This is a genomic window from Planosporangium mesophilum (assembly GCF_016863255.1).
GTDB classification, from domain to species: Bacteria; Actinomycetota; Actinomycetes; order Mycobacteriales; family Micromonosporaceae; genus Planosporangium; species Planosporangium mesophilum.
In genome coordinates this window covers 22,576-36,839 of sequence record NZ_BOON01000001.1, presented here as the reverse complement: position 1 = coordinate 36,839, position 14,264 = coordinate 22,576, and the positions used below count along the sequence as shown (strand labels likewise).

The 14,264-nt window shown below is 70.2% G+C and carries 11 protein-coding genes; 6 read left to right on the top strand and 5 right to left on the bottom strand.

Annotated elements, in window-relative coordinates:
- Positions 1-19 precede the first annotated feature (19 nt).
- Complete coding sequence (locus Pme01_RS00120; RefSeq protein WP_239087920.1) at positions 20-580, bottom strand: sigma-70 family RNA polymerase sigma factor; 561 nt, start codon at positions 578-580, stop codon at positions 20-22.
- A gap of 81 nt (positions 581-661) precedes the next feature.
- Between Pme01_RS00120 and Pme01_RS00115 the strand changes: the two genes are divergently transcribed.
- Together Pme01_RS00115 and Pme01_RS00110 are read left to right on the top strand one after the other, a co-directional pair.
- Positions 662-1,363 carry a zf-HC2 domain-containing protein gene (locus Pme01_RS00115; RefSeq protein WP_168113264.1) on the top strand — a complete coding sequence of 234 codons (702 nt, stop codon included), beginning with the start codon at positions 662-664 and terminating at the stop codon, positions 1,361-1,363.
- Between the two features lie 478 nt (positions 1,364-1,841).
- Positions 1,842-2,681: an RNA polymerase sigma factor SigF gene (locus tag Pme01_RS00110; RefSeq protein ID WP_203935360.1), complete on the top strand. Its 840-nt coding sequence runs from the start codon at positions 1,842-1,844 to the stop codon at positions 2,679-2,681.
- A 238-nt stretch (positions 2,682-2,919) separates the two neighbouring features.
- Here Pme01_RS00110 and Pme01_RS00105 read toward each other — a convergent pair whose 3' ends face one another.
- Positions 2,920-3,111: a hypothetical protein gene (locus tag Pme01_RS00105; RefSeq protein ID WP_168113266.1), complete on the bottom strand. Its 192-nt coding sequence runs from the start codon at positions 3,109-3,111 to the stop codon at positions 2,920-2,922.
- A gap of 372 nt (positions 3,112-3,483) precedes the next feature.
- On the opposite strand from Pme01_RS00105, the gene Pme01_RS00100 reads away from it, so the two are divergent.
- A complete protein-coding gene (locus Pme01_RS00100; RefSeq protein ID WP_168113267.1) occupies positions 3,484-4,665 on the top strand; it encodes a L,D-transpeptidase in 1,182 nt (393 codons plus the stop codon).
- A 225-nt stretch (positions 4,666-4,890) separates the two neighbouring features.
- Positions 4,891-6,408 (top strand): GGDEF domain-containing protein, encoded by a 1,518-nt coding sequence (locus Pme01_RS00095; protein WP_168113268.1) that lies wholly within the window; start codon positions 4,891-4,893, stop codon positions 6,406-6,408.
- A 77-nt stretch (positions 6,409-6,485) separates the two neighbouring features.
- Here the strand turns inward: Pme01_RS00095 and Pme01_RS00090 are convergent, their stop codons facing one another.
- The 3 genes from Pme01_RS00090 to Pme01_RS00080 all read right to left on the bottom strand — a co-directional run bounded on the left by Pme01_RS00090 (position 6,486) and on the right by Pme01_RS00080 (position 10,523).
- Positions 6,486-8,951, bottom strand: coding sequence for a M14 family metallopeptidase (locus tag Pme01_RS00090; RefSeq protein WP_203935352.1), 2,466 nt, complete (start codon positions 8,949-8,951; stop codon positions 6,486-6,488).
- Between the two features lie 131 nt (positions 8,952-9,082).
- Positions 9,083-9,295: a ferredoxin gene (locus Pme01_RS00085; protein ID WP_168113269.1), complete on the bottom strand. Its 213-nt coding sequence runs from the start codon at positions 9,293-9,295 to the stop codon at positions 9,083-9,085.
- A 10-nt stretch (positions 9,296-9,305) separates the two neighbouring features.
- Positions 9,306-10,523 carry a cytochrome P450 gene (locus Pme01_RS00080; protein ID WP_168113270.1) on the bottom strand — a complete coding sequence of 406 codons (1,218 nt, stop codon included), beginning with the start codon at positions 10,521-10,523 and terminating at the stop codon, positions 9,306-9,308.
- Between the two features lie 233 nt (positions 10,524-10,756).
- Here Pme01_RS00080 and trmB point away from each other — a divergent pair, with 233 nt between their 5' ends.
- Together trmB and Pme01_RS00070 are read left to right on the top strand one after the other, a co-directional pair.
- A complete protein-coding gene (trmB, locus tag Pme01_RS00075; protein ID WP_239087919.1) occupies positions 10,757-11,401 on the top strand; it encodes a tRNA (guanosine(46)-N7)-methyltransferase TrmB in 645 nt (214 codons plus the stop codon).
- A gap of 116 nt (positions 11,402-11,517) precedes the next feature.
- Positions 11,518-14,013 (top strand): DEAD/DEAH box helicase, encoded by a 2,496-nt coding sequence (locus tag Pme01_RS00070; RefSeq protein ID WP_168113272.1) that lies wholly within the window; start codon positions 11,518-11,520, stop codon positions 14,011-14,013.
- Positions 14,014-14,264 lie beyond the last annotated feature (251 nt).

The following is a 14,264-nucleotide window of genomic DNA, read 5'->3' as shown; positions in this document are numbered from 1 at the left end:
AAACGAACGGCGAGCCGGCTCAGCCGGCGCGGGCGGCCTGGACCGCCTCGACCAGGTGGGCGCGGGCGCGGGCGACCCGCGACCGGATCGTGCCCACCGGCACCTGTTCGATCTCGGCGGTCTCCTGGTACGACAGGCCGAGCACCTGGGTGAGCACGAACGCGCTGCGCCGGTCGTCGGGCAGCGACCGCAGCAGGTCGTCGGCGACGAGCAGGCCGGCCTGGTCGGGGACGTGGGTCGGGCGCGGCTCGGCGGCCAACCGGTCGCCGAGCCGCCGCAGCCGGGTCAGCGAACGGATGTGGTCGGCGCAGGCCCGCCGGGCGATGCCCAACAGCCAGGTACGGGCGCTGGAGCGCCCCGCGAAGTCGGGCAGTGCCCGGAACGCGCGCAGGTAGGTGTCCTGGGTCAGGTCGTCGGCGGCGTCCCGGTCGACCAGCGCGGCGACGAACCGCCAGACCTCAGCCTGGGTCGCCCGTACGAAGTCACCGGCCGCCGCCTGATCCCCGTCGCGGGCGGCCAGCAGGAACCGCGTCGCGGGGTCGGAGGGTACTCCGGTCCCGGCCTCCGGCTCAACGCTCACGACGACCGACTGTACGTGGCGTAGGCCCCGGTCAGCATCCTTGGCGGGAACTTTTCCGGCCGAGGGCGCGACTACCCGGTCATGACAGCCCACCCCGCCATCAGCTGTGACCAGGCGCGCCTGGCCTTGTCCGCACGCCTCGACGGCGAACCGCTCGGCATGCCGGCCGACCGACTGGGTTGGCACGTCGAGACCTGCCCGGCCTGCGCCGACTGGCTGAGCCGGGCCGAGCGGGTGACCCGGCTGGTACGGGTCCAGCCGGCCCGGGTACCGGATCTCACCGAGACGATCATGGCTGCGGTCGCGGCCGAGCAGGCGGGTCTCGCGGTCGACCGGGCGAGGACCCGGTCCACGGGCCGCCGTGCGGCCGGCGCCGGTCGCCAGGCGCTGACGCGCGTGCTGCAGACCGCGATCGCCGCGATCGCCGCGATGCAGTTGTTCGCGATCACCTCGGTCGTTCTGGGTGTCAGCACGGACCAGCACGCCGACCACGAGGCCGGCGCGTTCGCGGCGGCGGTGGCCGCCGCCTTCCTGCTGGCCGCCTTCCGGCCGCGGCTGGCCCGCGCGTACACCCCGATCGCGGTCGTGCTGGCCGTGTGCCTGACCGTGACCAGCCGGATGGGCATGGGCGACCACCCGGTGACGATGCTGCATGAGATCGGCGGCTACCTCGGAGCGATCGTCCAGGCCGGCCTGATCTTCGCGCTGGGGCGGCTGTACCCGTCGTCGGACAGTTCGCCCGACCGGCCCGTCACCACCAACCCCGCAGGCATGGCGGCATAGCGGCCGGCCGCCGACCTCCCGGACTCGGGTACGGAGCTCTCCTAAGCTCCGTACCCATGGCACGCACCGCCTTCGGCACGTTGTCCCGATCATGGGGCCGCTGCGTCCACCTCGGGGAAGTTGCGTCGGTCACGGGACTTTGACTTCGCCTCCGCTTCGGCTAATCTGACGACATCGCATCCACCGAATGGTGGATGCGGCAGAGATGTTCGGTGCACATCGTCAAGAAGCGGCGGTCGTCACCAGCGAAACCATCTTGCGCCGGCACTCAAGCAACGGGTGTCGAGCGACGTTAGCTCCCTGGTCGGGTGCTGCCTACGCGTGCTTCCCGCATGCGTGTCTCACAGGCATCAAGCGCCCGCCGCGACCTGGCACAAGAAGGATGACGCTGATGACTGCCTCCACGACCCGTAGTGCCCGCATCGAGGACGCCCGTGTCGACACTGCTCTCGTCGACACTGCCCACGTCGACGACTTCATCACGACGATCGAGGTCGACGCCCCCGCCACCAAGGCCGAGGCTCCGGCTGCCAGCCCCTCGCGTGCCGCCAAAGCGGCCGACGCTGCGGCCAAGGCCCTGATCGCGGCGCTGGCAGACCTTCCGGCGGACAGCCCGGACCGCCCCCGCGTGCGGCAGCGGCTGATCGAGGCGTACATGCCGCTGGCCGAGCACCTGGCCCGCCGCTTCCGCAACCGCGGTGAGCCGCTCGACGACCTGGTGCAGGTGGCCTGCCTGGCCCTGGTCAAGTCGGTGGACGGTTACGACCACTCCCGTGGCGCCGCGTTCACCAGCTACGCGATTCCGATGATCCTCGGCGAGCTCAAGCGCCACTTCCGGGACAAGGGCTGGAACGTCCGGGTGCCGCGCCGGCTGCAGGAGCTGCGGCTGGACATCGGCAAGGCGAGCGGTGCCCTGGCCCAGCAGCTCGGCCACTCGCCGACCGTGGCCGAGCTGGCCGAGCACCTCGGCGTCGGTGAGGACGACATCATCGAGGCCATGGAGTCGGGCCACGCCTACCGGGCGCTGTCCCTGCACGCGCCGGTCGCCGGCGACGAGTCCGGTACGGAGCTGGCCGACATGCTCGGCGACGTCGACCCGGACATGGAGAACGTGGAGAACCGTGAGGCCCTGCGGCCGCTGATCGCCCGGCTGCCGCAGCGCGAGCAGCGGATCATCGTGATGCGGTTCTTCGGCAACATGACCCAGTCGCAGATCGCGGCGCAGCTCGGCATCTCGCAGATGCACGTGTCGCGGCTGCTCGCGCACGCCATGGGTGTGCTGCGCGAGGGTCTCGTCGCCGACGCCCGTCGCGCCTGAGCATCACGCGCTTGAGCAACACGCGCCTGAGCATCAACTGAACAGGCGTTACCGAACGTGGTCGCCCGCCCGCTGCCCCCCGTCAGCGGGCGGGCGATCCGCGTCTGACTCGTTCAGGACGCCGGTAACCCGGCCGCCGACACGGTCTCGCGTCCACACCACCGCGCCGGGTCGCGGCGACGCCCTCTCCCGGTACCTGCCCGCAGCATCGCGCGCCGGTCCGACAGACCGCCCCGATTCACCGGATGCCGAGCAGGTCGCGGAGGCGCAGGTCGAGCGGGTACCTGAGCGGATGAGACTCCCGGCTCATCTCCTCGATCTCGCGCAGGATCGCGTGCAGGGGCGGGAACCAACGGGACGTGATCTTGTAGAAGAGCCAGCCCACCAGTAGTCCGATGAGTTCGGCGGCGGCAACGGCGCCGATGGTCATCACGTACACCAGCTCCTTCGCGTCGTCGGTCGCGGGGCGCTTCCGGCGTCGTTGGTGTCAGCTAACCGAATCGGGCCCGTTGGAACCGATGTCACCACCGGTTTTTTCAGAACCAGGAAACCCGATCGTTCCCGTTGCCTTCACGCTCCCCTGAGCGGGCCACCGAAGGAAACCGACAGTTGGCTGTACATGCCCCGCCCTGCCGCATGTGGCACGAAATACCGGGGAGGCATCCGGTCCGCCCCACATGGGGGAGGACGGATGGGGGAGGAAAGAATGACAGGATCACCTTGTGAGCCGCGTCATTCCGGAGGTGTGGTCGGGCACGGTCCGGCTACGCGCGCCATCGGTCTCGCGGTACTCACGCTCAGCTTGACGCTCACCACCGCCTGCACCCGGTCGGGCGGCGCGGACGCGAAGTCCGTGGGTAACGAGTCGCTCAACGGTGCGGGGAAAGGACAGAACGCGAAGCCCGCCCTCTCGGTCTGGCCGGGTACGAACGCCACGCAGGTCTCCGTCGCCGACGCGGTGACGGTGACCGCCGTGTCCGCGGTCCTCGACACGGTCACGTTGACCGACGCGGAGAACAAGCAGGTCCCGGGCGAGTTCGACAATGGCAAGCGCAGATGGCACAGCACCCAACCGCTCGCGTTCGACAGTCACTACACAATCACGGTGGCCGGCACCGGCTCCGGCGGGCAGCGCCTGACCCAGACCAACCCGTTCACCACCGTGAAACCGGCCAAGCTGGCGACCCCGGTGCTGCGGGCCAACAACAACATGCTCCTGGAGGAGCGCAAGACGTACGGCGTGGGCCAGCCCGTCGTGGTGAGCTTCGACGAGCCCGTCACCAACCGGGCGGAGGCCGAGAACGCCCTCCAGGTCACCACCGAACCCCGGGTCACCGGGGCCTGGCGCTGGATCAGCGACCGCGAGGTGCACTGGCGGCCGCCGGAGTACTGGAAGCCCGGTACGAAGGTGAGCATCAAGACCAATGTGTACGGTCGGCACCTCGGCGACGGCCTGTACGGGGGGAAGGACACCTCCGGCGCGTTCACCGTCGGGCCATCGAAGATCGCGATCGCCGACGACAAGACGTTCCAGATGGAGACGTTCATCGACGGCAAGATGGTCCGCAAGATTCCCGTCGCGATGGGACGGCACGAGCAGATCGGAGCCATCGACCTGCGTACCCGTAGCGGCCCGCACGTGGTGCTCGGCAACGAGCAGGTGACCCGGATGACGTCGTCCAGCTTCGGGCTCGGCGGCGCGGAGGCGTACGACTCGATGGTGGAGTACACCACCCACATCTCCTATGAGGGCGAGTACGTCCACGCCGCGCCGTGGAGCGTGGGACAGCAGGGCAACAGCGACGCCTCGCACGGCTGCATCAACATCAACACCGAGAACGCCATCTGGTTCATGGAGAACTTCGGCCCCGGCGACGTGGTGGATGTGCGCAACACCGGCCTCCCGCTGCCGTTGACCGACGGGCTCGGCGACTGGACGCTGAGCTGGGCGGACTGGATCAAGGGCTCCGCCACCGCGCGCTGAGTTTCACCGGACCGGGCCTGATCGGACCCGGCCGGGCGGACCGGGACGGTCGCGCTCATGAGGCAGCGCGACCGTCCCGACTCGACAGCATTGATTCCCCGGGCCACGTACGGTGACCTGCTCGGCGGGCACATGATCAATATGTAGCGCTGTCCCCTGGTCGGGCGGAAAAGCCGACCGATCGCATGTCAGCCCGAACGGCGGTGGCGGGCAGGATATCTCCGCGTGACTTCTCAGGCTTCCCCCGCGACCCAGCATCCGAAGTGGTGGTTTCGGCTCCTGGTCGCCGGGGTGGTCGCCATCCTCGGGTACTACCTGCTCTCGCTGTTCACTCCGCCCGCCGCGGTGATGGACCTGGTCGCCCTGGTGTTCCCGGTGCTGGCCACCGGCGGCATCCTCGCCGGCGTCCTCATCCACCGGCCGGCCCGCCGGCTGCCGTGGCTGCTGCTGGCGGCGGGGGAGGGCGCGAACCTGCTCGGCGACGTGATCGGCACGGTGCAGCGCAACGTGTTCCACGTCGACGTGTACCCCGGCCCGGCCGAGGCGCTGTACCTGCTCGCGTACCCGCTCCTCGGGGGTGCCCTGGTGATGTTCGTACGCCGGCGTACGCCCGGCTCGAACACCCCGGCGCTGATCGACGCGTCGATGCTGTCGCTCGCGGTCGGCCTGCTCTGGTGGCTCTACGTCATCAGCCCGTTGACCACCGCGCACGTCTCCATTCAGGAGAAGGCCGTGTCGGTGGCGTTCCCGGTGATGGACGTCCTGCTGCTCGCCGTCGCGACGCGGTTGACGGTGGGCGTCGGTGCCCGTACGCGCTCCTTCGGGCTGCTGCTTGCCAGCCTGCTCACGACCCTGCTCGCCGACATGGTGTACGCGCTGCTGACCTCGAAGAAGCTGTACGGCAACGACGACACCTGGATGGAGTGGACCTGGCTGCTGGCGTACCTGCTGATGGGCGCCGCCGCGCTGCATCCGTCCATGTACCTGCTCGATCGGCGCGCCGCCGTGGTGGTGCGCGGCGTCAGCCGGGGCCGGCTCACGGTCCTCGTCGCCGCCGGCCTGCTGCCGCTCGCCCTGCTGCTGGCGCGGTACGTGCTGGGCGCCAGGCTCGGCCTCGGCGTACCGGAGATTGCGGCGGTGGCCGCGGCGCTGTTCGTCCTCATGGTCCTCCGGCTGCGCGGGCTGACGGAGGTCCACGAGAAGCTGGCCATCCACGATGGACTGACCGGCACCTACAGCCGGCGGTTCCTGGACGAGGTGTTCCGCGGCGAGTGTGCCCGCGCCCGGTCCAACCGCACGGACGTGGCGTTCGCGCTGGTCGACGTCGACAACTTCACCCTCGTCAACGAGATGTACGGCAGCGTGTCCGGCGACATTCTGCTCGCCGAGGTGGCGATCCGGCTGCACCGTGGCGTGCGCCCCGGCGACGTGGTGGCGCGCGAGGGCGCGGACCGCTTCATGGTGCTGATGCCGAGTACGGGGCTCCGTGACGCCGCGCTGCTCACCGAGCGGCTGCGGACCGTTGTCAGCGAGGACCGGATCGTACTCGGGGACGGCGCGCCGGTGCGGGCGACGGTCTCCATCGGCCTGGCCATGATGTCCCGTGACGGGGACACCCCACAGGCCCTGATCCACGCCGCCGACCAGGCGCTCCACGTGGCGAAGCAGGCTGGCCGCAACCGGGTGTACGCCGGTCGCGGCCCGGTGAACACCGCCGTCTTCGCCGCTCCCAGCCACCCCTGAACACCCCTTCCCCGTGATCCTGAGGGATTTTCCACGTTCCAGCACGGAAAATCCCTCAGGATCATGAGCGGGGTCGGTCAGCGCTTGCGGTGGCGGCAGACGTCGCCCACGTCGATGCTCTCGCCACGTTTGACGATCACCTGACGGACCGCCGCGATCGAGCCGCCGGGCCGCTCACAGGTGAGCGTCCACGCCTCGGTCACGCCGGCCACCGGGGGCCTCGGCCCCTTGAAGCTCACCCCGGGCGAGGTCCAGTCGTCGACCGGCTGGTTCGGTACCTGCGCGTAGTTGACGATGATCGCGCGGTATGTGCCGGGTACCGGGTCGATCATGACCGCGTCCTCCACGTTGGTGCCACCCTGGGCGGACTGGGTGACGACGCGGCCCCGGGCGTCCACCACGTACAGATCCCAGTCGGTGTTCGGGTTGCTCCACTCGATGCGTACGTGCGCCTCGCCGTTGTCGGCGGTCGGCGGCCCCGCCACGGTGAACGGGACCTCCTCGTGGGCGCCTTCGAACGGGGAGCCGGTGTTCTCCGCCGGCACTCCCGCCGGGTTGGCCAGCGGCTGCGTGCCCTGCGGCGGGGCGCTCGGGAGGCGACCGTACCGGCCGGCCACGTACGGCCGGGTCGACGGGTTGAGGTGCCAGGCGAACGGGCCCGCCGGCGCCGTGAACGTGCTGTCGAGCACGTCGGAGTAGACCTGGGCCGGCCCGGTCGTCCCGTCCGGCGCGATCACCGGTGAGGTCGGCGTCTGGAACTCCTTGTGGACCCGCAGCGTCCAGCCGGCCGGCGCGCGACCGGTGATGGTCGAGTGGTGGGCGGCGTTGGCGGTCGACTCCAGCATCGCGAAGTACGCCTCCCGGTTGCCGCCCTTGCCGGCCCCGGCGGCGGGCGCCCGGCCCAGGTACTCGGCGACCACGCCCACCTCGAACGGCGGGTGGAACTCGACGTTGCCGATCTCGAACGTGTACCCGAGGCCGCCGGTCACCCAGTACGACCAGTCCTCGGTCGTGCCGGTGGTGTCGTAGAGCTGCCAACTGCGGATGTTGTCGTACCCGTTCTTGTCGGCCATCTCCTCGCCCAGCCGGTACATCAGCGGCTCGTCGATCGGGTCGCCGGTGGCCAGTACGCCCGGCGGGCGCAGCACGAGGTTGGAGTACGTGTGGTTGGTGATCAGGTTGGTCACCTGCCGGCCGGCGATGAACTCCCGGACCGCCCGCACCTCCGGCTCGGAGAACGGGGCCGGGCCGCGGTAGGTCTGGCTGTTCCAGCTGGTGCTGGCGCCCGGACCGCCCCAGAAGCCGCCGTAGTTGCGGTTCAGGTCGGTACCCCGGGCCGCGCCGGCCGGGTTGAGCGGGCACAGCCCCGAGCGCAGGTCCGGCGTGGGCGCGTCGGCCGGGCTGCAGTTCTTGCGCTTGTACTCGTAGTCAAGCGCAGCGGCGTCGCCCCGCTCGGTCGCCTCGCGTGACACCGAGAACCCGTCGGGGTTGACGATCGGGACCACGATGTTGCGGGTAGCCGAGACCAGCCGGGTCGTGCGCTGGTCCCGCCCGAAGCCGTTGACCAGGTCGTGCGCCCACTCCATGGCGCTCTCGCCGGACGGCCACTCCCGGGCGTGGTGTACGCCCAGGTTCAGGAAGATCGGCTTGCCGTCGGCGGTGTTCGCCGCGTTCGGCGTGATCTCGATACCGTCGATGTCGCGGCCCTCGAGCGACCGCTGGGACAGCGTGACCGGCTTGACCAGGTCCGGGTGCCGGCGGGCGAGGTCCTTCATCTCGTAGTCGTAGTCGGCAAGCCGCCGGTACGCGGTACGCCCACTGGGCAGGTCCGACCGCGTGGCCGAGGCGGCGTAGCGCCGGTCGGCGTCCTGCGCCCGGGCGATGTACCCGGCGAGGTCGTCGATCTTCACGGTGTACTTGAAGCCCGCGTCGCGCAGCCGCTGCGCGTCGGCCGCGCCGTGCAGCACCACGTCGACGGTCGTGTCCGTGGCGGCTTCGGTGAGGTCGAAGTCGTGGCCGGCGAGCTTGGTCTTGTCGGCGCGCGCCGGGGTTTCGACCGCGACGAGCTGGGTCTTCTCGCTGGCCGTCGCGGGCTGCGCGACGAACGTGACCGACACGTTGACGGTACGGGCGTCGCCGGTGAACCGGCAGCCCTGTACCCGCAGCTTGTCGCCGGCCTTGACGAACCCGTCGGCCACCTCGTAACTGCGGAACCCGGCGGAGGCGGCGACCACCCGGCCGGTGGTCTTGTCGAAGACGGCGATGTCCCAGTCGTCGTCACGCCCGCGATCGCCGATCGGGTCGAGGCGGGCCCGGACCAGTCCGGTCGAGGCCGCGGTGATGTCGAATCCGTCGACGCTCAGCTGCCGGTCGGCCGGTCCCTGATGGCACTTGCGCGCCTGCGCCAGCCAGGCGGTGAGCGTCGACTTCCCGGCCGCGGACGCGTTCCGGGGCGGCGCACCCAGGACCGCGACCGTCGCCCCGCCCGCCGCCACGGCGACCAGCAGCGCGGTACCCGCGGCCGTCCTGCCACGTCTCCTCACTGTGTGCTCCCTCCCGTCGCGGGAGCGGCACGAGGCTCCCGGTCAGGGCAGGGACGCTATCACTGGTATCGATGGGTCGGACCCTCCCGGCGACCCTTCGCCGCTCGCCGATCCTGGGAAGGGCGCGGCCCTCAGGGCTCCACGGGCTCGCCGGTGTCGGCGTCCTCGATGGTGATCGCCTCCACCGGGCACGAGGCGACCGCGTCGAGGATCGCCTCGTCCGGCTCGATCTCGTCGGAGAGCGGGCGGGACCGGTTGTCGGAGCCGAGCGCGAAGTGGCCCGGCGCGACTCCCACGCAGCTACCCGAGCCGATACAGGCGCCGTCGACGCGTACCCGCCACATTGCGCCTCCCTCACCAGGTGACCGGCAGCGCTTCGAGGCTGCGCAGGGTCATGCCCGACTTGAACCTCAGCTCGGAGTCGGGCACGGTGACCCGCACGCCGGGCAGCCGGCGCAGCAGGCCGCGCAGCGCCTCCTGTAGCTCCATCCGGGCGAGCTGGGCACCGAGACAGTGGTGTACGCCCGCGCCGAAGCCCAGATGCGGGTTGTCCGCGCGTGACAGGTCGAGCCGGTCGGGCTGATCGAACGCGCGCGGATCGCGGTTGGCAGCCAGCAGGGCCGGGAGCACGGCGGCCCCGGCGGGCAGCCGTACGCCACCCAGCTCGACCTCCTCGAGCGTGACCCGAAGGAGGCCCCCGCCGCCCTGCCCGAGCTGTACGAAGCGCATCAGCTCCTCCACGGCGCGCGGGATGTCGTCGGGAGTGGTGCGCAGCCGGGCCAGCTCGTCGGGGTACCGCAGCAGGGTCAGCAGGAACATGTTGATCTGGTTGGCGGTGGTCTCGTGGCCGGCGATGAGCAGGCCGAGGCCGAGCTGGACCAGCTCGTGCTCGGAGAGCTTGTCGTCGCGGTCGCGGGCGGCGATCAGCGCCGTCATCAGGTCGTCGGCCGGCTCGGCCCGCTTGGCGGCGATGAGCCGGGCGAAGTACCGCGAGAGCTCCTCGATCGCCTCCTTCGACTTCGCGGGGTCGGCCCTCCAGTCGTTCATCACCGCGTCCGACCAGGCATGGAAGACGTGCCGGTCGGTGGCCGGGACGCCGAGCAGCTCACAGATCACCTGGACCGGCAGCGGGAGGGAGAAGTTCTCGACCAGGTCGACGGGGCGGGGGAGGGTCTCGACCCTGTCGAGCAGTTCGTCGACCAGCTTCGCCACCCGCGGGCGCAGCTCCTCGACGCGCCGCGCGGTGAACGCGCTCGCGACCAGCCTGCGCAGCCGGGTGTGCTCGGGTGGATCCATGCCGAGGATCGAGTCGTCCGCAGCGGCGAGCCCCAGCTTCGGCGTGTCCGGGCCGCTCGCCGCCTTGCGGCTGAACCGCGGGTCGATCATCACCTGGCGGGCCTCGGCATGCCCGGTCACCAGCCAGGCAGTCTTGCCGTCGGGCAGCGTGACCTGGGTTACCGGCCGGCGGTCGCGCAGTTCGGCGTACTCCGGCGACGGTTCGTACAGCGACGACGGCGGCGGGAACGGGAATGCGATCGGCTCTTCTGTGGGGGCGGTTTCCTGCAGGGCCATGCGCAGTACCTCCGAGAAGCGGCGTCCGTGCAACAGTGGCGCATCACGAATCTATCGACGTCCACGTATCCGGTCGACGGGCGCCGGCCGTCCGCGCAGAGTCTGCACAAAGCAGAGGCCTGCACAAACAGGCCTGCGCGAATGGGCGGCGGCGCGGCCGGTACCCTCATCTCATTGTGGCGTCGATCAGGCACTTACCGCACATTCGTACGTTCCACCCCCGACGCGGCCGGATGGGGGAGCGGCACCGTGCCGCCCTGGACCGCCTCTGGCCGCTGTACGGGGTGCCGGTCACCGGTGAACCGCTCGACCTCGCTGTGCTCTTCGGGCGCCGCGCCCCGCTGGTACTGGAGATCGGCTCCGGGATGGGGGACGCCACGGCCGACATGGCGGCCGCCGACCCGGACCGCGACTACCTCGCCGTCGACGTACACACGCCCGGCGTCGCCAACCTGCTCGCCCTCGTCGAGGAGCGGGGACTGGCCAATGTTCGGGTCGCCTTCGGTGACGCGCTCGACCTCCTCGGCCACCAGCTCGCGCCGGACAGCCTCGCCGCCATCCACGTCTTCTTCCCCGACCCGTGGCCGAAGGCCCGCCACCACAAGCGGCGCCTGATCCAGCCCCGCCACGTCGAGCTGCTGCGCTCGCGGCTGGTGCCCGGTGGCACGCTGCACTGCGCCACCGACTCGGCCGACTACGCGGAGGCCATGCTGGAGACGCTGACCGCCGACCCGGGGCTGACCAACGCCCACCGCGGGTACGCTCCGCGACCGTCCTACCGGCCGCTGACCAAGTTCGAGGAGCGGGGGGTACGGGCCGGTCGCGACGTCTTCGACCTGATCTTCACCCGCTCGCCGGCGCTCGTGTCAAGATCCTGACGGCCGCCCGCCCTCGCCCCACGATTCCGACAGTTTCGCCGAAACTGCGCGGATTCTGATGGGCTCACTGCCCAAGATCGCAAATCGGAGCGCGTTCGTGGCACGATTGATCGGCCATGACGCTCATTGACCAGCTACCGCGTACCGCCGACCCCGACGCCGTCTTCGAAGCCTTCGCCGGCTGGGCCAAGGAGCAGGGCCTGGACCTGTACCCCCACCAGGAAGAAGCGCTCATCGAGATCGTTTCGGGGGCCAACGTCATCCTCAACACCCCGACCGGGTCGGGGAAGAGCCTGGTGGCGGCCGGTGCGCACTTCGCCGCCCTGGCAGACGACCGGACCACCTTCTACACCGCCCCGATCAAGGCGCTGGTGTCGGAGAAGTTCTTCGCCCTGATCGACATGTTCGGCGCGAAGAACGTCGGCATGCTGACCGGTGACGCCAGCGTCAACGAGGACGCACCGATCATCTGCTGTACCGCGGAGATCCTGGCCAACATCGCGCTGCGCGACGGCGCCGAGGCCGACGTCGGCCAGGTCGTCATGGACGAGTTCCACTTCTACGCCGACCCCGAGCGGGGCTGGGCGTGGCAGGTACCGCTGATCGAGCTGCCCCGGGCGCAGTTCATCCTGATGTCGGCCACGCTCGGCGATGTCAGCTTCTTCAAGGACGACCTGGCCCGGCGCACCGGCCGGTCCACCGCCGTCGTCGCGGACGCCGAGCGCCCGGTACCGCTGATGTTCTCGTACGTCACCACGCCGCTGCACGAGACGCTCGAGGAGCTGCTCACCACCCACCAGGCCCCGGTGTACGTCGTGCACTTCACGCAGGCCGCCGCGCTGGAGCGGGCGCAGGCGCTGATGAGCGTGAACGTCTGTACCCGTGCCGAGAAGGACGCGATCGCCGCCGCGATCGGGAACTTCCGCTTCAGCTCCGGCTTCGGCAAGACGCTGTCGCGGCTGGTCCGCCACGGCATCGGCGTCCACCACGCCGGCATGCTGCCCAAGTACCGGCGCCTGGTGGAGACCCTGGCCCAGGCCGGGCTGCTGAAGGTCATCTGTGGCACCGACACCCTCGGCGTCGGCATCAACGTGCCGATCCGCACCGTCATGTTCACCGGTCTGTCCAAATACGACGGTACGAGGACGCGACTGCTCCAGGCCCGCGAGTTCCACCAGATCGCCGGCCGGGCCGGGCGGGCCGGGTTCGACACGATGGGGTACGTCGTCGCGCAGGCCCCCGAGCACGTCATCGAGAACGAGAAGGCCCTCGCGAAGGCCGGCGACGACCCGAAGAAGCGCCGCAAGGTGGTACGCAAGAAGCCGCCCGAGGGCACGATCGGCTGGGGCAAGCCCACCTTCGAGCGCCTCATCGAGGCCAAGCCCGAGCCGCTCAAGTCCAGCTTTGCCGTCAGCCACGCGATGCTGCTCAACGTCATCGGCCGGGGCAATACGGGCGGTGGCGGCGCGTTCAGCGCCATGCGGCACCTGCTCGAGGACAACCACGAGGACCGGCCGGCCCAGCGCCGCCACATCCGGCGCGCCATCGCCATCTACCGGGCGCTGCTCGCCGCCGGAGTGGTCGAGTCGGTCGACGGCGAGGTGCGGCTGACCGAGGACCTGCAGATCGACTTCGCGCTCAACCAGCCGCTGTCGCCGCTCGCCCTGGCCGCCATCGAACTGCTCGACCGGGAGTCACCGACATACGCCCTGGACGTGCTGTCGGTCATCGAGTCCACACTGGAGAGTCCGCGCCAGATCCTGTCGGCCCAGCAGCACAAGGCGCGCGGCGAGGCGGTCGCGGCGATGAAGGCCGAGGGTATCGAGTACGAGCAGCGCCTGGAGCTGCTCGAGGAGGTCACCCACCCCAAGCCGCTGGCGGAGCTGCTCGACGCCGCGTACGAGATGTACCGGCAGGGCCACCCCTGGGTCGCCGACCACGAGCTGGCGCCCAAGACGGTGGTCCGGGACATGTACGAGCGGGCGATGACCTTCACCGAGTACGTCAGCTTCTACGGGCTGTCCCGCTCGGAGGGGCTCGTCCTGCGCTACCTCGCCGACGCCTACAAGGCGCTGCGCCAGACCGTGCCCGGGGACGCCAAGACCGAGGAGCTCGTCGACCTGGAAGAGTGGCTCGGCGAGCTGGTCCGGCAGGTCGACTCCAGCCTCATCGACGAGTGGGAACGGCTGCGTAATCCGACCGACGACCCGTCAGCGGTGGCGGCGGCGACCGAGCCACCGGCGGTCACCCGCAACGTCCGGGCGTTCCGGGTACTGGTCCGCAACGCGCTGTTCCGCCGGGTCGAACTGGCCGCGCTGCGCCGTTACGATCTCCTCGGCGAGCTGGACGCCGGGGACGGCTGGGATGCCTCCGAGTGGGAGGCGGCGCTGGAGCCGTACTTCGACGAGTACGACGACCTCGGCACCGGCCCTGCGGCCCGCGGCCCGGCGCTGCTGATGATCGACCAGCAGCGGGACCGCTGGGTGGTACGCCAGATCTTCGACGACCCGGCGGAGGATCACGACTGGGGGATCAGCGCCGAGGTCGACCTGGCGGCGTCGGACGAGGCCGGTGCGGCGGTGGTACGGGTGACCGCCGTCGGGCCGGCCTGACGATACCGCCGCTCTTCGCGGTACATTTCTTCACGGTACATTGTGGACACCGTGTGCGTTGTGCTGTTCGGCGTCGTGTCATTGGCAATTGACGCCGTCTTCAGTAATTGACACCCGTCTTCCCAATTTAGGCTTATCGGCTTTTGTGCTGGAGCCTTGACCACATCGATCATCGCTGTCATGGTCGTGCCACGGCAGTCATGGTCGCTGTTGCACTGGGGAGATCCATGAACATGATGAACGCCGTTCCA

Bases quoted from the DNA above. Each gene is read 5' to 3' on its own strand.
- Pme01_RS00115 (WP_168113264.1), top strand. From the start codon at position 662: ATGACAGCCCACCCCGCCATCAGCTGTGACCAGGCGCGCCTGGCCTTG.
- Pme01_RS00105 (WP_168113266.1), bottom strand. From the start codon at position 3,111: ATGACCATCGGCGCCGTTGCCGCCGCCGAACTCATCGGACTACTGGTG.
- Pme01_RS00085 (WP_168113269.1), bottom strand. From the start codon at position 9,295: ATGTGGCGGGTACGCGTCGACGGCGCCTGTATCGGCTCGGGTAGCTGC.
- Pme01_RS00080 (WP_168113270.1), bottom strand. From the start codon at position 10,523: ATGGCCCTGCAGGAAACCGCCCCCACAGAAGAGCCGATCGCATTCCCG.
- trmB (WP_239087919.1), top strand. From the start codon at position 10,757: ATGGGGGAGCGGCACCGTGCCGCCCTGGACCGCCTCTGGCCGCTGTAC.
- Pme01_RS00070 (WP_168113272.1), top strand. From the start codon at position 11,518: ATGACGCTCATTGACCAGCTACCGCGTACCGCCGACCCCGACGCCGTC.